Raw genomic sequence first — 21,335 nt, 5'->3', positions numbered from 1 at the left:
TGATTGAGGTTTGACTGTAGGATTAGACGATTTACAATCCGGCTTAACCGTTATTCGTAAATCGTCCAATCGTAACTTTTTAATATCTGTAGTGATCGGCTTTATATGGACCGTCAACCGAAACTCCGATATAGGCAGCCTGCTCAGGAGTCAGTTTGGTCAGCTTTACGCCGATCTTTTCAAGATGCAGTCGGGCTACTTCTTCATCCAGGTGTTTCGGCAAGCGATATACGTTGATGTCGTATTTCTTGTTGAACAGCTCGATCTGTGCCAGTGTCTGGTTAGTGAAAGAGTTGCTCATCACGAAAGAGGGATGTCCTGTGGCGCAGCCCAGGTTTACCAAACGGCCGTCTGCCAGCAGAATGATGCTGTGTCCGTCAGGGAAATAATAACGGTCTACCTGTGGTTTGATATTGACACGTTTGATACCCGGGTAATGTTTCAGGGCATCTACCTGAATTTCATTGTCAAAGTGACCGATGTTGCAAACAATGGCCTGATCTTTCATCTGTTCCATGTGATCGATACGGATGATGTCGATGTTACCGGTTGTGGTAACAAAGATGTTACCTTCTTTGCAGGCGTCCTCCATGGTCACTACCTCAAAACCTTCCATAGCGGCCTGAAGTGCACAGATGGGATCGACTTCTGTCACTAACACGCGGGCCCCATAAGAGCGCATGGAGTGTGAGCAGCCTTTACCTACATCTCCATAACCGCATACTACAACTACTTTACCGGCAATCATTACGTCTGTGGCACGTTTAATGCCGTCTGCCAGTGATTCGCGGCAACCATACAGGTTGTCGAATTTAGATTTGGTAACCGAGTCGTTTACGTTGAAGGCAGGGAACAACAACTTGCCTTCTTCCTGCATCTGGTATAGGCGATGCACACCGGTCGTTGTCTCTTCCGAAACTCCGCGCACTTCAGCCGCTACCCGGTGCCAGCGTTCTTTGTCTTCTGCCAGCACTTTTTTCAGTATGGCGTTCAGTTCTATTTCATCTTCGGCATGTACCTCTTTGTCCAATACGGCAGCATTATTTTCTGCTTCATAGCCCACATGGATCATCATTGTGGCATCCCCGCCATCGTCGACAATCACTGTCGGCCCTTTGCCTCCTTCGAAATTCAGAGCCTGCAAGGTACACCACCAATAGTCTGCCAAAGTTTCACCTTTCCAGGCAAATACGGCAACACCTGAAGCTGCAATGGCTGCTGCTGCATGATCTTGTGTCGAATATATGTTGCAAGAGCACCAACGGACTTCAGCTCCCAAAGCCACCAGCGTTTCAATCAGGACGGCAGTCTGGATTGTCATGTGCAGCGAACCCATGATACGGGCACCTTTCAACGGTTTGGATTCTCCATATTTTTCGCGAAGAGCCATAAGGCCGGGCATTTCTTTTTCTGCCAAGTCGATTTCCTTGCGACCAAAGTCGGCAAGTGTGATGTCTGCCACTTTGTAGGGCAGGGTAGAGAATAATTCTGTGGACATAAATGTAAATTGTTTAAAATATAAAGTGGTGCAAAGATAGAACATTCTGAATAGTAGGACAAAAGCTATCGGATTTTTTAATCAATAATAACTTCGATTTGTAGGATATTTTTCAGATTTATGTATTATATTTGCAAGTAATGAAATGCTATATACAACAATATAGATTTAAACAGACTGAAATCCATGGGATACTACGAGCATAAAACAAAAGAAGAACTACTGGAGATTGTAGAGAAATTGGAGAAAAAAGTAGAGGGGCTCTCTTCTGAACTCGACTCTCTTAAAAAAGGACGGTTTCGCGAGCGGTACAGTACCCGGATTTTGGATGCTTTGCCCGATATGCTTACTGTTTTTGACCATAATGCCAATATAGTAGAGTTAGCTTCATCACCTACTACGAATCATGTTGAAGGTACGACAGCCGAGAGTATTATAAATTCAAATGTAAGAGATATTGTTCCTGAGGAAGCTTATGAAAGTGTTCGTCAGAACATGGATAAGGTGATTCGTACCGGAAAGAGTTCGATAGCCGAACATTCGTTAACGTTGGACGGTGTTCTTCACCATTATGAAAATCGTATTTTTCCGTTGGATGATCAATATTTGTTGTGTATGTGCCGTGATGTATCACAAGAGACTGAAATGGCAAGAACCAACGAGGCTCAGCGAAGTGAGATCGTACGTCTCAATTCGTTGATGAATGATATTCTGAATAATATTCCTGTCTATTTGTTTGTGAAAGATACAGGGAACGACTTTCGTTATCTTTATTGGAATAAAGCTTTTGCCGAATATTCGGGTATCTCTGTCGAGAGGGCCGTGGGGAGTACAGATGCGGAGATATTTCCGGATAAAAAGGATGCGGAGCGTCTCCGGCAAGATGATTTGAAAGCGATGGAGCTGGGGCGCATTGAGTATCTGGAAACTTATACCACTATGAGTGGCGAAGTCCGTACAGTGACCACCATGAAAACAGTGGTTCCTTCAGGAGGACGGTATCCTTATATCATTGGAGTGTCATGGGATGTGACCGAAACAAAGAAGACGGAAAAAGAGTTGATAGCGGCCCGGATCAAGGCAGAAGAGGCCGACCGGATGAAATCTTCGTTTCTGGCAAATATGAGCCACGAAATACGCACTCCGCTAAATGCGATTGTAGGTTTCTCCAAACTGATTATCGAGGCGGACGATGAATACGAAAAGCGGCAATATGCCGATATCGTAGAGCACAATTCGTCTGTCCTGTTGAATCTCTTCAATGATATTCTCGATCTTTCTGCCCTTGAAGCCGGTTCCTTGGAACTTTCTTATCATCCTGTGAAGTTGAAAGATATCTGTCTGCAATTGCATGAATTGTATGTGAAATCGGTTAAACCGGAAGTTCGGCTTATGTTGGACGAAGTAGATCCGCAGCTATGCATACAAGGAGATTGGGAGCGCATTTCGCAGATTTTGGTCAATCTGATCACCAATGCCATTAAGTTTACTTCTGCCGGAGAAATTCATTTCGGATTTCAGGAAAAGGCCGATATGGTGCAGTTTTATGTATCGGATACAGGGAAAGGAATCCCTGCAGAAAGGGTGGCTACGATCTTCCAACGTTTCGGAAAGATAGATGATTTTGTGCAAGGCACAGGGTTGGGACTGACTATTTGCCGTATGCTTGTCGAAAAGATGGGCGGACGAATCTGGGTACGTTCCAAACAGGGCAAAGGAACTGTCTTTTATTTTACTTTACCTGTGAAGCGATAATGATAAGTGATTAACGTTTGGAATTTCTCTCCGGTTAATCACTTATCATGTCTGTTTTTATATAATCTGGATACCTTGTTCTTCGCAGAGTTTCAATCCTAAATCCTTCAGTTTGAATTTTTGTATCTTTCCGCTTCCGGTCATAGGGAACTCATCAATAAAGAAAATATATTTGGGTATTTTGTAGCGGGAGATTTTATTACGGCAGAAGTCCTGCACGTCTGATGCCTGCATGGTTACCCCTTCGTGCAGAATGATGAAGGCGCCTACTGCTTCTCCATACTTTTTAGACGGAATGCCTGATACCTGCACGTCTTTTACTCCTTCAAGCTTATAGAGGAATTCTTCGATTTCACGCGGATAGATATTCTCCCCTCCACGTATGATCATATCTTTGATGCGCCCCGTGATGCGATAGTTTCCATTTTCGTCCTTGATTCCCAAGTCTCCTGAGTGCAGGAAGTTGTTTTTATCTATCACTTCAGCTGTAGCTTGTGGGTTCTTATAATATCCTTTCATGGTGTTATATCCGCGATTGCACATTTCTCCCTGTACGCCGATCGGGCATTCTTCACCTGTTTCCGGATCAAGCACTTTTACTTCTGTGAACTCAAAGTCACGTCCTACAGTGTTGCAGCGTACGTCAAATGGATCGTCAATGCGGGTGGCAGTCATACCCGGAGCTGCTTCAGTCAGCCCGTATACGCTGGTCACCTTCATATACATTTTTTCTTCCACCTGTTTCATCAACTCTACCGGGCAGAGTGAGCCGGCCATGATGCCTGTACGAAGACTCGACATGTCGAACATATCGAACATCGGATGATTTAGTTCGGCGATAAACATGGTAGGTACTCCATAGAGTGCGGTACATCTTTCTTTATGGATGGATGCCAGTACGATGAGTGGGTCAAAGCGTTCAACCATCACCTGGGTACAGCCGTGAGTCAGGCAGTTCATGGTGGCTAACACTACGCCGAAGCAATGGAACAGAGGTACGCAGCAACATAGTTTATCGTCGGCTGTGAATTTCATATGCTCGCCGGTCAGGAAACCATTATTGCTTATATTGTAATGTGTCAGCATGACCCCTTTGGGAAAACCGGTTGTTCCGGAGGTATATTGCATATTTACCACGTCGTGACAGTCGACGCCGGCTTTGAGTTCATTGAGTCTGGTGTCTTCTATATTATCGCCTAATAACAGGATTTCCTGTGTATTGTACATCCCGCGGTGCTTCTCTTGTCCTACATAGATCACATTTTTCATATAGGGGAAACGTTCGCTCTTCAGATGTCCGCGTTCACAGGTTTTCAGTTCCGGAAGCATATTGTAGGTCATCTGAACAAAGTCGCTGTCCTTCTCTCCATTAACAATGCAGAGTGTATGCATGTCCGAGTTCTCGCACAAGTATTCCAGTTCAGCTTGTTTATAGTTGGTGTTTACTGTCACGTAGACTGCACCGATTTTTGCACAGGCATATAGCAGAGTCAGCCAGTCCGGTACGTTTGCCGCCCAGATGCCTACATGGGTACCTCTTTCCACTCCGATGGCAATCAATCCTTTCGCCATGTCATCCACCCGTTTGTTGAATTGCTTCCAGGTGAAACGCAGGTTACGGTCGGAGTATACAATGTATTCTTTGTCGGGTGTTGTTTCGGCCCAATGTTCAAGCCACTGACCGAGTGTTTTTTCGTATAGTTGCATGTTTTTAGTATGTGTGGAGCGATAATCGTTGATCATTAAATCGGTGTATAGATCACTGCCAGAATTTTGGCAGCCTGTCCTTCGTAGGCATGAACGTGATGAGGTACGATGGAGTCATAATAGATACTATCGCCTTCCTCAAGCAAGTAGGTGCTCTTTCCGTAACTGATTTCCATGACTCCTTCCATGACCATGATGAATTCCTCTCCTTCATGGGAAGATAGCACGAAATCACTGTCTTGTGTAGGGGCTACATCGATAATGAACGGTTCCATGTGGCGGTCGGCTTTTGACTTGGACAGTGAATGGTACTGCATGTGTTTGCGCGAATGGATGGCGTTGTTTGAAAAGCTGATCGTGTCTGTTGCTTCCATTTTGCGCGAAACAACCGGACCTGTTTCATCCTGGTCGTCGAGGAAAGTGCCCAGACGTACGCCCAATACACGGGCTATTTTGATAAGCGGTGCCAATGACGGCAGGTCAATATTGTTTTCGATACGTTCTATCTGTTCGATAGCCAGTCCCGAGCGTTCGGCAAGTTCTTCTATTGAGATTCCTTTATTCTCACGGAGTGATTTTATCTTTTCTCCTACGATTTTACTTGTATCCATAATGTTTGAATGTATTTTCCTGGTAAAAGGTTATAATTTAATTCGTTTTGCTGCAAAATTAATGAAATTTTATATCCAAGCAAGGGGAAGGGTAAAAAATAAAAGCCGTTTCTTCCATCGGGAAGAAACGGCTTTTAAATTTTGTTTGCGGTAAGTGATTACTTACGCAAGCCAAGCTCTTTGATGATATCACGATATCTGGTGATATCTTTTGCTTTCAGGTAGTCGAGCAAAGCACGACGTTTACCTACTAACATAGTCAAAGCTCTTTCTGTACTATAATCTTTTCTGTTGAGCTTCATGTGCTCAGTCAGGTGAGTAATACGGTATGAAAACAAAGCTATCTGGGCCTCAGCTGAGCCAGTATCAGTGTTAGACTTTCCGTACTTACCGAAGATTTCTTGCTTTTTAGCAGCGTCTAAATACATAATTAATAAAATTATTGATCTATAAAATGTTTCTTTGAGCGTGCAAAGATAGGCATTATCTTTTATCCCACAATGAATTGCAGGAAATATTTTCTATACTATCCCTTTTTTCTAATCCAATTTTTGTACCTTTGTCGCCAAATAATAGGTATTCTATGCAAAATATTCGAAACATTGCAATTATTGCCCATGTTGACCATGGGAAAACGACTCTCGTCGATAAAATGCTTTTAGCCGGAAACTTGTTTCGCGGCAACCAAACAAGCGGTGAATTAATTCTGGATAACAACGACTTGGAGCGTGAACGAGGGATAACGATTCTCTCTAAAAACGTTTCTATCAATTACAACGGAACTAAGATTAATATTATTGATACTCCGGGACACAGCGACTTCGGTGGTGAAGTAGAGCGTGTGCTCAACATGGCCGATGGATGTATTCTGTTGGTTGATGCTTTTGAAGGTCCGATGCCGCAAACGCGCTTCGTATTACAGAAAGCTTTGGAAATCGGATTGAAACCGATTGTTGTTATTAATAAGGTGGATAAGCCGAACTGCCGTCCGGACGAAGTACACGAGATGGTGTTCGATCTGATGTTCAGCCTCGATGCTACTGAAGAGCAGCTTGACTTCCCGACAATCTATGGTTCGGCTAAGAACAACTGGATGAGTACGGACTGGAAAGAGCAGACAGACAGCATTGTGCCTTTGCTGGATTGTATTGTAGAGAACATTCCTGCTCCGGAACAATTGGAAGGTACTCCGCAGATGCTGATCACTTCACTCGATTATTCTTCATATACAGGCCGTATCGCTGTAGGACGTGTTCACCGCGGTACGCTCAAGGAGGGTATGAATGTATCCTTGGCTAAGCGCGACGGTAGTATTGTAAAATCTAAAATAAAGGAAGTTCATGTTTTTGAAGGGCTGGGTCGCGTGAAAACGACTGAGGTTTCTTCAGGAGATATTTGTGCTTTGGTGGGTATTGACGGATTTGAGATTGGAGATACGATCTGCGATTATGAAAATCCGGAAGCATTGCCGCCTATCGCTATTGATGAACCGACTATGAGCATGCTATTTGCCATCAACGATTCTCCGTTCTATGGTAAGGATGGTAAATTTGTAACTTCACGTCATATCCATGATCGTTTGACCAAGGAGTTGGATAAGAACCTCGCATTGCGCGTGCGTAAGAGTGAAGAAGACGGTAAATGGGTAGTATCGGGTCGTGGTGTGCTTCACCTTTCTGTTTTAATCGAAACGATGCGTCGTGAAGGTTACGAGTTACAGGTTGGACAGCCGCAAGTAATTTATAAAGAAATAGATGGAGTGAAGTGTGAACCGATCGAGGAACTTACAATCAACGTACCGGAAGAGTATTCAAGTAAAATCATCGATATGGTGACTCGCCGTAAGGGTGAGATGACCATGATGGAGAATACCGGTGAGCGTATTAACCTTGAGTTTGACATGCCTTCACGCGGTATCATCGGTCTTCGTACGAACGTTCTGACTGCTTCGGCAGGTGAAGCCATTATGGCTCACCGTTTTAAAGAATATCAACCGTTCAAAGGTGATATCGAACGTCGTACCAATGGTTCGATTATCGCTATGGAAAGTGGTACTGCATTTGCTTATGCAATCGATAAACTGCAGGATCGTGGTAAATTCTTTATTTTCCCTCAGGAAGAGGTATACGCTGGCCAGGTAGTGGGTGAACATGCTCACGAAAAAGACCTGGTTGTAAATGTGACTAAGTCGAAGAAACTGACTAACATGCGTGCTTCCGGTTCTGATGAGAAAGCCCGTTTGATTCCTCCTGTACAGTTCTCTCTTGAAGAGGCATTAGAGTACATCAAGGAAGACGAATATGTAGAGGTTACTCCGAAGGCTATGCGTATGCGTAAAGTGCTTTTGGATGAAAACGAACGTAAACGCGCTAACAAGAGCTGATATTTCCGGATATTTATATAATGAAAGGCTGTGCAATTTGCGCGGCCTTTTTGTTTATATATACCGTTCTTCTAATATGTAATATAAAAAAGGACATCCTCACGGACGCCCTTTTTCCAATTTTCCTTTTTTAAATTTGTGTAGTTGCTATAAATCTCTTACCACAACAACTTTATTATATACTAAAAATCAATACTTTTTTATATTTTGATTCCTATTGGAAAACTATTATTCGATAGCAGGCTCGCTTGTTTTGTTTGGCCAGTATGGGTTCTGGTAAAGTACAGAACTGTTGACTGAACGGTCCGGAGACAGTAGCTCCATCTGCCGTATCGGCACCGGATACAAGTAGTATGCCTTAGCGAATGTGTAACCGTCGAATACAGCGTTATTTGCTTTTACGATTGAGTATGGACGTACATATTTACCTAATTCTTTTGCTGACATATTGGCTGTTGAACTACCGTCTGATACAATCTTATATTTAGGCTCGCCTTTGTCGTTTTTCATTGCCACATAGTCATCATAAGCTTCATCCCAGAAGTTGAATCCTTCCGGAACATATTTGGTTGTGAGCAATTGGTCCATAGCTCTCCAACGCATCAGGTCATCCCAACGCATACCTTCACCGATGAATTCGCAACGACGTTCACGGCGGATATTGAATAAAGTTGCGTCTACCAATGTAGAACCGGAGTATTTAGCCCAGTCTACTTCTTTGCTCATATCTGTATTGCGGATGGTTTTTTCGTAATCTGTGTCCACCCCACCACGTTTGCGGATGGCGGTCCAGTATTGGGCTGCTTTTCCATCTACCTTGCCATTTCTCAGATAATATGCTTCCAGATAGTTGAGGTAAGCTTCCACACCACGATAGATGATGCATCCTGTGGTCGACTGGTCGGAACCGGAGATAATCTGATCCTTTTTATAAGTCAGGCATTTACGGATGCGATATCCTGTCAAATCTCTTACTTCTTGCAGCTCAAAGAGAGCAGGTTCGCCGAACTCGGGCATAGTGCCGTCACCATCGGCTCTCGGAGCCTGCTTGTCTTTCTCACCGAATAAGAAAAGTTGCAAGCGCTGGTCACGTCCTTCTTTTTCTTCCTGAACCCTGCTGTCGCCTTTAAATCCGCTGTTGCTGGCATACCAAGGCAATCCGTTCTCCATCAGGAAGGTCTGTACATAGCTTCTCAACATTCCATTGTTTCCACCTGAATAAATATAGTTGGGAGCACCGTGGCTGATGTTGATACTTCCCGAACGAAGATAGTCTTTCCAGAAGAGAACTTCGGAATAACCGCTCATATCTTCGGCAGAGAACATCTCAAAGTAGGGATTCCAACCGGAATATTCGCTGTCGCTAAGCGGATTGAATACCCCTGTGTTTTCAGTCAGTGTAATAGCGTCTGCTACTTGTGAAGCTGCATCCATACACTGGTCGAGGAAGAAGTTGATTTCGGCTGCTACATCAAGTGAGAAATTCGGATGTACGCTCTTTCCCGGCCATGTTTCGTCACCCGGCACGCGGCCTGTTCCCTGATGATATTTCTCAAATGTAGCTTCGTATAATGCCACACGTGATTTGATCAGCAAAGCACACTGTTTGTTCAGGCGATTGTTGTTCATGAAGCCTTGGTTTTTCATTAACCCGATGGCTTTGTCGAGATCTTCGAGAATGAAGCGGGCCACTTTATTACGTGGCTGACGTACACTCTTTTCAATCAGTATCGCTTCATCATCCGGAAGCACCTCAGTGATGATAGGGTAATCTCCGTATTTGCGTAGCTGGTTGTAATATACCAATGCACGCATGAAATACATTTCACCGATGTAGTGTTTGAGGTCATCTTCTGATCCCGAGATCTTTCCGGCTTCGTATTTAGGCAATACCTGTTCGAAGAAGTAGTTGCAATAACGGGCCAGTGACAATCCGTTGGACCAGTTGTTATTGTTTGAAGGTACTTTCCAGATCCCTTTTTCATAGTAGGTAGAGTTATAACCACCCACTACCATGTTGTCTGTACCGCCATCATTGTTTACCGTACCGGCATTCCATCCGCTATGTGTTGAAAACATAGAGTTGTATTTTGAAATAGTATATGCTGCCAGGTGGTCTGCAGTTTGGAAATACTCTTGCGGAGTGACTTGATCCAGCGGCTCTCTGTCCAGAAAGTCGTTGCACGAAGTCAGAGCCATGGATGCTCCCGCTACGAGGCAAGCCTGCGCCACGATATATTTCATTTTAATTTTCATATTCTTGGTGTTTTTTAGAAGTTAACATTTAAACCGACTGAAATGACTCTCTGCAACGGATACAGTTTACCGTTGTTCGCATCATATGTACTTCCGATTGCTTCCGGGTCGAAGATGCCTGTGATATCGGAGAAAGTAAGCAAGTTGTCTCCGGATACATAGACACGTACAGACGACATGCCTGCCTTTTCTGTCCATGTTTTGGGCAAAGTATAACCTATCTGGATATTTTTCAGACGGCAATAAGCTGCGTTTTGCAAATAACGGCTTTGTACATTCGTATTCTTACCGCCGTTTCTTGCTACACGTGGGTAGTAAGCGTTGGTGTTTGCTCCCAGAGGGTCACCTTCCGGACGCCAGAAATCCCAATGTTCCTTGAAGCCGGCAGCCTGCCATTGTCCAAGGCCGGTTGATCCCCAGAAGTACGGGCCCTGCAGCCAATAGTCACGTTTGCCGATGCCCTGGAAGAACGCGCGGAAGTCAATTCCTTTCCAGCTTGCATCGATAGTCAGACCGTAGTTAAAGCGTGGAGTACTGTTACCCAAGATTACGCGGTCGCCTGTATCTCCCAGTTTATTGCTTCCTGTGCTGATCTTGCCATCACCGTCGAGGTCGGCATACATGATGTCGCCTGCTCCCCATTTACTACCCAAGGCCGATTGGTCTACTTTTGCCAGATGGGCGTCCATTTCTTCCTGGCTTTGTGCGATACCGATTGTCTTGTATCCCCAGATATTATTGAGTTTCTGGCCTTTGTAATAAGTACCGATGTTGTAGTCTTCATTCGGATATTTCAGGATTTTCTGCTGAGAATCAGACAGAACGAATTTCACGCCATAAGAGAAATCCCGGATACGGTCTCTCCAACCCAGTTCAAGTTCAAAACCGTAGGACTTCATATCCGCATTATTGATCTTTGGCACTCCTGTACCTAAAGATGCAGCCAATTCGGGAGCCGGACCGATCATATCGTAAGTATAACGAACGAAGTAGTCGAACGAACCGGTCAAACGGTTGTTAAACAATCCCCAATCTAAACCGACATCCCATGTTTCGATGGTTTCCCATGTTTTCTTCATGCTGACAATGCCCGGATTGTTGGCGTAGTTAGGTAATGCACCGTTCAGTAACCAGCCATAGTTGGAGCCTGTCGGCATAGTCTGATAGAAAGGATACCATGCGTCTTTGGTATCTGTATTACCTAATTGTCCCCAAGAAGCGCGGAGTTTCAATGTACCGATGCTGCATTTTTCGGCGATTCTTTCAAAGAATGGTTCTTGTGCAACGTTCCATCCGGCAGAGAATGAAGGGAAGAATCCCCAACGTTTGTCACCTATGAAACGTGACGAACCGTCGTAACGTCCGTTAGCTTCCACCATGTATCGGTCTTTATAATTGTAGTTGATACGTCCAAAGAAACCGGCTACGGCATTGTGGGCATATCCTCCCCATGCTTTCGGGTCTTCAGTGGCTGTATTGATGGTAGGCACTGAACTTGAAATCAGTGTACTCTTTTGAGCCTGGACATAACGGGTTTTATAAAGCTCACTGTTGAAACCGGCCATAACTTTGAAGTAGTGTCCGCTGTCAAACTGTTTAAAGTAGTCCGAATAGATGTTGGTCGTGTAGTAGTTTTCTTTATATGAATACTCGTTTACCTGAGAGAGGCCGAGTGCACCGCCGTTCCATGAAATCAGGTACGGTTCGTTATCTGCGTTGTATGCATACACCGGCAATACATCCCAGTGTTCATTCGTGTTCGTTGTGCGTAAACTACCTTCCACGTTGATTCTCCAGTTTTTGATGGGTTCGAAAATGAACTGTAGCTGTTGGGTGTTCAGGTCTTTTTGGTTGATCTGTTTTCCACCGTTTTCCAACTGTTCGATTTCCATGCCGTCTACCGGATGTCCGTTCGGGTCGTAAGCCGGGTTACTCGGCCAGCGGCGGGCGATGTTGTGGAAGAAGAGCCCTGTCAGATATGACGGGCGGTCAAAGTCTTCGCGTGTCCATTTGGTTGAGTAAGTGACAGTGAACCAGTCAGCAATCTGGCTTGTGATTTTACCGTTCATCGTATAGCGTTGGAAATTATCGCTACCATGACGAAGCAGACCATTTTGGTCGAGGAAGCTTCCGCTGATAGTATATTGTGTCTTTTCTGTACCTCCGCTGATACTCAGGCTGTGTTCTTGTGACGGAACCCAGTCATTATAGAATTCCTTGAACCAGTCGGTATTGGCATTAGCACCGCCATAAGCCTGCCATTTACGGGTTTGTTCGTTCATGGTCATTGTCTCTTTCAGGGTTCCGGCTTGGTAGGCAAGGATACGGTCGAGTGCTTCTTGGCTGAATGGACCTGAGTCACCGGCATTTTCGGCTGCACGGTTGAAGTATTGTGCAAATTGATAAGAGTCCATCATTTCCGGTACACAGAGTGCGTCAGAGAAACGTACGTTACCGTTATAGCTGACCCTTGCTTTGCCGCTTTTACCACTCTTGGTTGTAACGAGGATTACACCGAATGCAGCGCGGGCACCATAGATAGAGGCAGAAGCTGCATCTTTCAGTACAGATACATTTTCGATGTCGTTCGGGTTAACTGAGTTCAGGTCGCCTTCAATGCCATCGATCAAAATAAGAGGAGAAGAACCTGAACCATCACCAATAGTACCGGCACCACGGATATTGATACTCATCGAGCTGTCCAGTGCACCTCCGGAGTTGCCAACCGAGAGGTTCAGACCTGGGACTACACCTTGCAAAGCCTGCGATACGTTTTGTACCGGTCGGGCTTCAAGTACGTCGGAGCTGACCATGCCGACGGCACCGGTCACGTTCACTTTCTTTTGTGAACCATAGCCCACAATAACGACTTCATCCAATACCTCTGCATCTTCTTTCATCGTAATGTTGAGGACTGTACCTTCTGCCTTGACAGTTACGGTTTTGTAGCCGATGTAAGAAATTTCAAGTGTAGCGCCTTTAGGTACGTCAAAAGAGAATTTACCATTCAGGTCGGTGATAGTTCCCATGGTGGCATTGTCTCTCACTTTGACGGATACACCAATCATAGCTTCCCCATTTTGATCTACCACGGTACCGGTAGCTTTTACTTTTTGCTGTTGTACAGTGGTGATTTCGTGTTTTTCGTAAGTATCGGCTGCCGCTTGCTGAGGTGTTGCACACCATAGCATGATAGAAGCAGCGATTGCCATTTTCAGGCGATTTGTTTCTCGAAACCGGATTAGGTTCGGAAACAGGTTAGTTTTTTCTGTCATACACTAAATTGTTCGGTTAAACATTAATTTGATAGTTTGTTTTAGGATTCCGGATTCGATTGTATTTCCGGAATAGGTTTGTAAAGGATTCGTTTTTTCTACTTCATAAGCGCAATTATTAGAGGTTAATGTATGTATGTCATTTCTTTCCTATTCCTTTCTGAACGATGTTGCCCTATTGATTTAACTGTTTGTTTTTTGTGTTAAGTTCTCACGGAACTTGGAAAAAGGTAATAAGTTTGCCATCAGCTATCTTTTGTGTTTGTCTTTCGTTATTTTTCTTTATTGTTGGGGCCTGTATTAGTGGTTACAGAGGGTTCAGATAGTTGATTATGTTAAATGGTTACATAATTATGCTATTCTGATGATGAATATTGCGCAAATAAAAAGTAGTTTCTTTTCTACCGTCTTCTTATAGGATGATATATTTTATTTATTGCTAATCTGTTTTTAATAGATTGGCAGTACTATAAAAAGAGATAATGAAAAATATTATTATGTTTTCTTGCGTATTATTAAAACTTATCGCATCTTTGCCAAAAGATACTGTGGGTTTATAAACACATGATAACCTGTGTTAACGAAAAATATTAAATGGGAATAGGGCGAAGATTAAAGCATACTTGAAGAAAAGATCTAAATGTGATAAGTTCCGTGAGAACTAAATTTCTTCTCTTTTTTATTTTAGCAATGAGATTCTCTTAATTATAGAAACTTTCTTTTGTTTACTTGATTCTTTTTATTGAGATTTTATTTTTCTTCCGATTTTCTGTCTTGTTTGGCATTGTTCGTTTCTATATTGGAATGATACCCCTCCCTAAAATGGAAATGTTAAATTTGATACTTTGTAGATCTTATAAAAATATGGTAGAACAACAGTAATAGTTGGATACAGCCTGAATGGCATGTGTGTATGGGGGACTGTATGAAGATTTTCTTTTATAAATAGGAATAACGATATGACGAAATAAAAATATCCCCGAAGGAAAAATATCTTTCCTCCGGGGATATTATTTTATCATCCTACTATGAAGTATTATTTGACGATCAGGCGATCGGCTTCTACTGCCAATTTATAAACTTTGCCTTTGCTTGTTTTGAAAGAAAGAGTTTTATCGCCATATCTTACTGTACATGGTTCACCGGCTTTCGAGAAAACGGTGGCTTCTGCAAGTTGTCCGTTTTTCCATGACATATCCACCTCAAAGTTCCCTTTTGCACAAATTCCGCTTATACTTCCGTCCTTCCAAGCGTCCGGTAATGCAGGGAGTAATTGGATGAATCCCATGTGACTCTGCAACAGCATTTCTGTGATACCTGCGGTACCTCCGAAGTTCCCGTCGATCTGGAAAGGCGGGTGAGTATCCCACAGATTATCCAGTGTACCGTTTTTCAGCAGGTTACCGAAAAGCTTGTAAGCATGGTTGCCATCTTGCAGACGTGCCCATTGATTGAGTTTCCATCCCATGCTCCATCCGGTTGCTCCGTCACCGCGATGTTCAAGTACCACTCTTGCGGCTTTAGCCAAGTCGGGAGTGGTGATAGGCGAGAGGGTATGTCCCGGATGCAGTCCGAAGAGATGGTTTACATGACGATGCTCGTTTTTGGGATCATCGATGTCTTTCGACCATTCCATCAGCTGCCCGTAACGTCCTATCTTGTATGGAGCCAGATGTGCCAGTACCTCTTGCCACTGTTTGCGTTCTTTGCTGTCTACTCCGAGTACTTTGCTTGCCTCGATGGCGTCCAGCAAAATTTCGCGGATCACGGCATGCACAAAGGTAGTCCCTTCGTCAATCGGTCCGTGTTCGGGCGAAGTGGAAGGAGCTGCCGTATAGGTTCCGTCCGGTTTACGCCATAAGAAATCAGTAGCAAACTGAGCACTGCTCTTAATCAAATCGTATCCGGTTTCTTTTAAGAATTTCTTGTCACGGGTATAATCATAATATTCCCAGATGTGTGTTGCCAGCCAGGGACCGGCCATCGGATTAAAGTTCCATGACATATCTTCGCTTTCGAGCGGAGCGGTAAATCCGAAAATATTGGCTGAAATGGATGCAGTCCATCCTCTTGTTCCGAAGTAAGCCTGTGCTGTTTTCTGTCCCGGTTTTACCAGTGTACGGATAAAGTCCACCAACGGAAGTGTACATTCATTGAGGTTAGTCGGGCAAGCCGGCCAGTAGTTCATCTGTATATTGATGTTGTTGTGGTAGTCCACTCTCCATGGTCCATCTACGTTATTGTGCCAGATGCCTTGCAGGTTGGCAGGCATGTTACCCGGTCTCGAACTGGCGATAAGCAGGTAGCGTCCGAACTGATAATAGAGTTCTTCCAGATAAAAGTCCGGTTGTCCTTTCCGGTAGTTTTGCAAACGCTTGGCTGTAGGCAGATTGGCACTTTGCTGATCCGGATTCAACTGCAACTTCACCCGGTTGAACAAGGCGGCGTAGTCATCATAATGTTGCTTGAACAATACATCATATCCCATGCTTACGGCATTGTCCATCCATTGGCGGGTGGTTTCGGCAGGGTTTACTCCTACATATGTTTTGGGATCCTTGAAGTCCGGATCAAAGTTTATTTTATAGTCCGTATCCGCAGTGATGAGGAATACTGCTTCGTCCGCGTCCTTTACGGTTATTTTTCCGTCTGCGTTTGACAATGTTCCGCCTTTAGTGGTGGCATGGATGCGTACAACATACTGCATACCGTTGTTGTCCAGGTGGGCGGTGTATGTGAGTCCGTTACTGCCATCGGTTGTCATACTTCCCGTTGACACCGGATTGGGAGCATAGCTGAAAGTCAGGTTTTGCTTGCCCGGGCGGTCTGCCTTGAAACGGATTGCCATCACATTGGCCGGATAGGAAATGAAGTAACTGCGCTCGTAGGCTACGTCATCTTTCTTGAATTGCACTACGGCCAGTGCCGAGTCCAGTGATAGAATACGTTTGTAACCACTCATGTTCACAGCACTCAGCCCGGTTTCTACGTAAAATTCTCCCATAGTGGTAAAGTTGCCAAAGCGGAAAGGCTTTTCACGATTCGATTCGTAAGGCACTTCGCTATTGAAATTTTTACGTGTCAGCATTGCAGCCTTCTTCTGGTCTCCTTCACTGAAGGCCTGGCGTATTTCGTCCAGTACGTGTGCCGATTGCTTGTTCACATTCCAGTAGGCTTCTGCTCCTTTTGAGGTGTTAGGCCCCCCTCTCCAGAGGGTTTTCTCATTGAAAGTGATGCGTTCTGCCTCTATCGAGCCCATGATGTTGGCACCGATGCTTCCGTTTCCTATCGGTAAAGATTGTGACTCCCAGTTGGCATCCGGGTTTCTGGCTGTGTCTCCTGCACTTTCCGGTTTGTTCTCGCCTTTCCAAAGGTCGGGACGGCTTCCGTACCAGATAGCTCTTCCTTGCAGTGTGTTCGGTGTGTCGAACCAGATGGTGAGTCCTTGTGTGTAATCGGTAGCATGAACATGTGCAGCCGGCAGGGCAAACAAGGCAGTGAAGAGAAGTGAGTAAAGTTTCTTCATGTTTTTGGTGTTATTAGGATTAGTTAGTATTGGTTGATCATAGTCTGCACAAAGATAAAGAAAAACCTTGAATCTTGTGCAGACTATAAAATGTTTACTTTGGGATTATATAGATCAGCCAACCTTTTCGGGGAGCTGTCACAATCGGAGCGTTGATATCCCATTCAGTGGCTTGTTGCATGTCCGGAATCCCGGGTGCCATGAGTTTCACCTGTTGTGGATCCAGCCCAGTCTGTTCCCAGTCTATGTTCAGCTTTACGGTCTTCACTTCATCCGAATAATTACCTAAGGATAACAGGACTTTTCCCGGCTTGCGGTAGGCAGTGACTTTGACAGCTTCGTCGGATGTGGAGACGGCCGGGTGTTCTTCCCAGAATCCGAGCATGGCGGCATCTGCAATGCCGAATGAATCCCATACCTTCCATACCTGTCGCGGATCGCAGTTGACTCCTTCCGTATACCATGGATAACGAACGGTCATTCCATATTGCATTCCCAACCATGCGTTACCTCCTCTGTACAGCATGTCGCCTGTTAGTCCGAACGGAATACCTGATGACTCTACGAGCCAGTTGGCCGGAGTCATTTTATCATAAAGGAAGCTCTCGCCGAACCATAGTTTGTCTACATACGGGAAGAACTCCGTATATTGATTGGCAGGTCCCCTGGAAAATCCAGTATTCGAATGCAAGTCGATCAGGCATCCCTGTTTTACGCTTTCCATTGCCCGGCGCATTCGTTTCAGGATACGGCGGTCGAAGGAAACGTCATCCAGATAGATACCGTCGATATCCAGGTTCTGTACCATCCAACGTAGTCCTTCTATATAATAGTTATACCATCGGGAGTCTCCTTCCGCTGTTAGTATGGATGCATCGGCCGTAATACCCTGTTCGTTGGTATAGTCAAAGTGTTCGTACCACTGCGGTGTATAATCCGTTACGAAGTGTTCGCGGCACCAAGGGAATCCTCCGCCGTCTCCGCCTCTCAGTATTTCATGTCCCAAGCTGCGGATGGCCCATATCTCGGCGGTAGCGTTGCTTAGTTCGCGCAGCGTATAGTATATCTTTACTTTGCATCCCCGGGCATGCCACTCTTTGGTGAATTCTTTTATCTTATCGACTGTCAGGAAGGGATAGTTGATAAACGGGTTGTAGCCGTTTCCCTGATGGACGTTGATGATGCGTACTCCTGCGTCGATGTCCGCCTGTGTCGGTGTGGGTTTGGGACCATTGTGATAATAGCGGTCCGTGAACTGACTTTTCATATTCAGTGGTTTTACCGGGGTGACAATCATGGCAAAGTCGAAGGTAATGGATTGGTCGGTTTCCAGCGTACGTGCTCCGCTATATGCCACGGCTTTCACTCCATCAGCCTCTTTCCGTATAGAGAAGCCGCCCTTACCGCCGTTAAACCAGCTTTCCGGATAGGCCGGACGATACAGATTCAACAGCGGACCGCTGTAGGTGCTGCCTCTGAATTCACAGTGGATACCTGCATGTTCGTTTCCGATCCAGAAACTGTCGAATGGCCATAGCCATTGTTGTTCTTTGGATGTGGGGATAGACACTCCGAAATTATTCACCGTTTTCTCGGGGGCATCCCATTTTCCGTCATACTGTTGAGGAGTGGCTTGTCCCGGAAGACCCATGCCCAGGAAGTAAGTTCCTATTTCATTTCTGACCGGCAATACCAAACGGATATCTTTCACCTCTATTCGCTTTTTTGGGGTAATGGTATATATATAATTCATCCATCCGTCGAACTCCATGATTGCTTTGCAGTCTACGGCTACATCTTCATCTTCGGCTCTCCAACTTCCTGCGACATGGCCTGCTGTCTGTTCCGTCAGTTGGGGGCCTGCTTTCAGTTCTTTCACTCCGCTGTCCGTTTGTATCACAAACTGTACGGGACTACTCAGCACATCGTTATTCCACGAACGTATTTGTGCCGGTAATCCTGTGGTTTCGTCCACCGTTATGGTGCGTCCCAGACATCCGATACGGTTTTCTTCCATCGTCATAGCTGTGTAAGGAGCAGTGGGGGTGTCGGCAATGCCCAAGGTTGAATTCAACCATCTCAGGCGGCTGTATCTCCACAATTCACTGTCCCCTCTGTCGGGCAGTGGATTCCCCGTGATCCGTATGCTTACGGGGATTGTACCTTGCGCCCCGTCGGCATTGCTGATAGTGATAGTGCCCGTGTAAACGCCTTCTTTCTGTCCTCTGGGAATATCTATTCCAAACCAAAGGGCCTGCACTTTTCCTTCGGCTACGTTTACTTCTTTCTTGAAGGTCTTTCCGTAAGGGTCTGTACCTTCCACATTAAAACAAGTGATGGCGGTTGCCGGAATTATTTCTTCGTCACACCGGAGGGAAGAAGCCTGATAACCGATCCGGTCGGTCTTGTTTCCGGCAGCCCATACTCCGATTTGGAAAGTATAGTATTCATTGGGAGCTGCTTCTCCTTGAAACAGCTCCCCCTGTTTATGTGTCAACCATTTAGTGGGGAGGTCGTTGCGCATCCGGATGGGATATCTGCGGTCCTCTGCAAACAGATAGAGTGCAGCTTTGTTCCGATTGATGTAGTTCTCTTTCTCTTTTGCCGTGGAGGCTATTTCCATCGGGTAAAAACTGTCGAAAGCCTGTCGTGCCTCAACTTTTACCACTGTGGCTTGCGGGTTTCTCCGGGTCGTTTGGGCTTGGATCAGCCAGGTTGTGTCCGGTGTACTCTCTTTCGGAAGATATCCGCCGCCATAGAACCCATATCCTGTTTGTACCCGGTAGGGCAAGTAATAGAAGTAGTAAGTACCTTCTTTCTCTACCGGACCGAATTGCAGACGGCAGTGTTCATTGTTCACTTCCATCCGGCGGATGTTGCGGACGGTATCTCCGGTTGTTGCATGGATAATCAGGAACCGCTTGTTGTCCACATCCTTATCCGGACGCCGCCATTCAAAATCGAGAGTCACGACTTGTGCCGGTTTTTCTATTTGCAGTACGGCCCGGTGATTTCCGAAGGACTCTTCCCACGGGCGGGAAGGAACTTCGTACAGATAGTTCTGCGATTTTTGGGCTTTTATCAGCCCTGTGCCTCCTGCTATAAATAACAAGAGTGCGAGTGATAGTACATGTCTTTTCATACTTATAAAGATTGTTTGTTAAACGCTCTGTCTGTTTGTATGTGATTAGATCTTCAGGAATATTTTCTGTTTATACATGATCCTCAGAATAAGAAATACAATCAGATAATTGGCAAAGCTGAGCCATACCGGATAATAACCGCCCAGGTATTGCTCTAATCCGTAACTGACAGATGCTGCTATGCAGCGGAAGTTGACCACCTCCCCTAAAATATAGGCTGTAATTGAGTTCATTCCATATATTTTCAGCCAGTTCAGTCCGCGGCTGTGTCCTTTATAGTCTATCCAGTAATAGAAGGCACCCATCAGCAGAAAGCAAAGTCCTCCTGAGAAAAGTGTCATGCTGCTTGTCCACAGCCGTTTGATGATCGGCATTTGCAGACTCCATACCAGCGAGAAAGCCACCAGGGCTATGCCGATCACCAGCAATGTCCGTACTACTTTCCGGCGGTTATCTTTACCGGCTTTCATTATCTTTCCGGCAAAAGTACCCAGCATTACGGTAGCTCCGAAGGTGAGGCTGCTCCATATCCAGGTGTAGTTATAATGCGGAGAGAAGTTCCAGGTACCGTCTTCATTCCAATATACCCCGTCACGGAAACGTCCCAATACCAGCTTGTCTATCTTTTCGGCAAAGTTTCCTTCCGGTGTAAAGTCCCCCAGAAAGGTCATTGGGGCCCAGTAGATTAATAATAGCAGGGCAGTAACGATCAGTTGCCGGCGGAAGCTGCAATGCAACAGGATGATGGCTGCAATCAGATAGCCTGTGGCAATGGCTTGCAGGGTATTGGAATATAGATACAAGTATTTGGGGTTGAGGCCCAACAGATTGCCTTGTACAATCATTCCGAAAATAAACAATAGGATGAAACGCCTGATGATTTTACGGTAGATGGGACCCTTATCCGGATCGTCTTTAAACTTCGAGAAAGAGAAGGGCATGGAAGCTCCTGTCATGAAGAGGAAAAGGGGCATCACCAGATCCCAGAAGCGGAACCCTTCCCACACTTCATGATCGAACTGAGAAAGGATACTGTTCAGCCAGGGAGCGTTGAGTTGGTGTGCCAATGCCCATAACACCGGTTGGAAAAAGACGAGTAGAAAGAGGTCGAATCCTCGCAGAATGTCCAGTGACGCCAAGCGGGGCGGGGTGGTCGATAAAGGTTTGTTCATAAGTTGGGT

General features: G+C 45.2%; 11 protein-coding genes. 2 read left to right on the top strand and 9 right to left on the bottom strand.

The genetic code is table 11. The features are described 5' to 3' along the window. Window positions 1-79: 79 nt before the first annotated feature. Window positions 80-1,498: an adenosylhomocysteinase gene (gene ahcY, locus DBK98_RS03190; protein WP_005781763.1), complete on the bottom strand. Its 1,419-nt coding sequence runs from the start codon at window positions 1,496-1,498 to the stop codon at window positions 80-82. Window positions 1,499-1,684: 186 nt separating this feature from the next. Here ahcY and DBK98_RS03185 point away from each other — a divergent pair, with 186 nt between their 5' ends. Then, on the top strand, window positions 1,685-3,253 hold the full coding sequence (locus DBK98_RS03185; protein WP_033572482.1) for a PAS domain-containing protein: 1,569 nt from the start codon (window positions 1,685-1,687) through the stop codon (window positions 3,251-3,253). A 57-nt stretch (window positions 3,254-3,310) separates the two neighbouring features. Here DBK98_RS03185 and DBK98_RS03180 read toward each other — a convergent pair whose 3' ends face one another. The 3 genes from DBK98_RS03180 to rpsO all read right to left on the bottom strand — a co-directional run bounded on the left by DBK98_RS03180 (window position 3,311) and on the right by rpsO (window position 5,999). Continuing rightward, a complete protein-coding gene (locus DBK98_RS03180; RefSeq protein WP_032535413.1) occupies window positions 3,311-4,960 on the bottom strand; it encodes an AMP-binding protein in 1,650 nt (549 codons plus the stop codon). A 35-nt stretch (window positions 4,961-4,995) separates the two neighbouring features. After that, the gene (locus DBK98_RS03175; protein WP_005781772.1) at window positions 4,996-5,571 is read right to left on the bottom strand and encodes a helix-turn-helix domain-containing protein; all 576 of its coding nucleotides are present in this window, start codon (window positions 5,569-5,571) and stop codon (window positions 4,996-4,998) included. A 158-nt stretch (window positions 5,572-5,729) separates the two neighbouring features. Next, window positions 5,730-5,999: a 30S ribosomal protein S15 gene (gene rpsO / locus DBK98_RS03170; RefSeq protein WP_005781774.1), complete on the bottom strand. Its 270-nt coding sequence runs from the start codon at window positions 5,997-5,999 to the stop codon at window positions 5,730-5,732. Window positions 6,000-6,154: 155 nt separating this feature from the next. On the opposite strand from rpsO, the gene typA reads away from it, so the two are divergent. Further along, entirely contained in the window at window positions 6,155-7,954 is a 1,800-nt protein-coding gene (gene typA, locus DBK98_RS03165; RefSeq protein WP_005811760.1) for a translational GTPase TypA, read from the top strand. 228 nt (window positions 7,955-8,182) lie between these two features. Here typA and DBK98_RS03160 read toward each other — a convergent pair whose 3' ends face one another. The 5 genes from DBK98_RS03160 to DBK98_RS03140 form a co-directional block, all read right to left on the bottom strand. Then, window positions 8,183-10,210: a RagB/SusD family nutrient uptake outer membrane protein gene (locus DBK98_RS03160; RefSeq protein WP_032535414.1), complete on the bottom strand. Its 2,028-nt coding sequence runs from the start codon at window positions 10,208-10,210 to the stop codon at window positions 8,183-8,185. 14 nt (window positions 10,211-10,224) lie between these two features. Beyond that, a complete protein-coding gene (locus DBK98_RS03155) occupies window positions 10,225-13,485 on the bottom strand; it encodes a TonB-dependent receptor (protein ID WP_005811755.1) in 3,261 nt (1,086 codons plus the stop codon). Window positions 13,486-14,521: 1,036 nt separating this feature from the next. Then, window positions 14,522-17,011, bottom strand: coding sequence for a glycoside hydrolase N-terminal domain-containing protein (locus DBK98_RS03150; RefSeq protein WP_005811753.1), 2,490 nt, complete (start codon window positions 17,009-17,011; stop codon window positions 14,522-14,524). A gap of 94 nt (window positions 17,012-17,105) precedes the next feature. Beyond that, on the bottom strand, window positions 17,106-20,153 hold the full coding sequence (locus tag DBK98_RS03145) for a glycoside hydrolase domain-containing protein (RefSeq protein ID WP_032535415.1): 3,048 nt from the start codon (window positions 20,151-20,153) through the stop codon (window positions 17,106-17,108). Between the two features lie 45 nt (window positions 20,154-20,198). Next, window positions 20,199-21,326, bottom strand: a complete 1,128-nt coding sequence (locus DBK98_RS03140) for an acyltransferase family protein (protein ID WP_032535416.1) — start codon at window positions 21,324-21,326, stop codon at window positions 20,199-20,201. Window positions 21,327-21,335 lie beyond the last annotated feature (9 nt).

The organism is Bacteroides sp. PHL 2737 (assembly GCF_004115325.2).
Lineage (GTDB): Bacteria > Bacteroidota > Bacteroidia > Bacteroidales > Bacteroidaceae > Bacteroides > Bacteroides hominis.
This window is presented reverse-complemented; position numbering and strand designations above follow the sequence as displayed.

Coding starts and splice junctions, on each gene's coding strand:
- DBK98_RS03180 (WP_032535413.1), bottom strand. CDS start 4,960: ATGCAACTATACGAAAAAACACTCGGTCAGTGGCTTGAACATTGGGCC.
- DBK98_RS03140 (WP_032535416.1), bottom strand. CDS start 21,326: ATGAACAAACCTTTATCGACCACCCCGCCCCGCTTGGCGTCACTGGAC.
- DBK98_RS03145 (WP_032535415.1), bottom strand. CDS start 20,153: ATGAAAAGACATGTACTATCACTCGCACTCTTGTTATTTATAGCAGGA.
- rpsO (WP_005781774.1), bottom strand. CDS start 5,999: ATGTATTTAGACGCTGCTAAAAAGCAAGAAATCTTCGGTAAGTACGGA.
- ahcY (WP_005781763.1), bottom strand. CDS start 1,498: ATGTCCACAGAATTATTCTCTACCCTGCCCTACAAAGTGGCAGACATC.
- DBK98_RS03150 (WP_005811753.1), bottom strand. CDS start 17,011: ATGAAGAAACTTTACTCACTTCTCTTCACTGCCTTGTTTGCCCTGCCG.
- DBK98_RS03155 (WP_005811755.1), bottom strand. CDS start 13,485: ATGACAGAAAAAACTAACCTGTTTCCGAACCTAATCCGGTTTCGAGAA.
- DBK98_RS03175 (WP_005781772.1), bottom strand. CDS start 5,571: ATGGATACAAGTAAAATCGTAGGAGAAAAGATAAAATCACTCCGTGAG.
- DBK98_RS03185 (WP_033572482.1), top strand. CDS start 1,685: ATGGGATACTACGAGCATAAAACAAAAGAAGAACTACTGGAGATTGTA.
- typA (WP_005811760.1), top strand. CDS start 6,155: ATGCAAAATATTCGAAACATTGCAATTATTGCCCATGTTGACCATGGG.
- DBK98_RS03160 (WP_032535414.1), bottom strand. CDS start 10,210: ATGAAAATTAAAATGAAATATATCGTGGCGCAGGCTTGCCTCGTAGCG.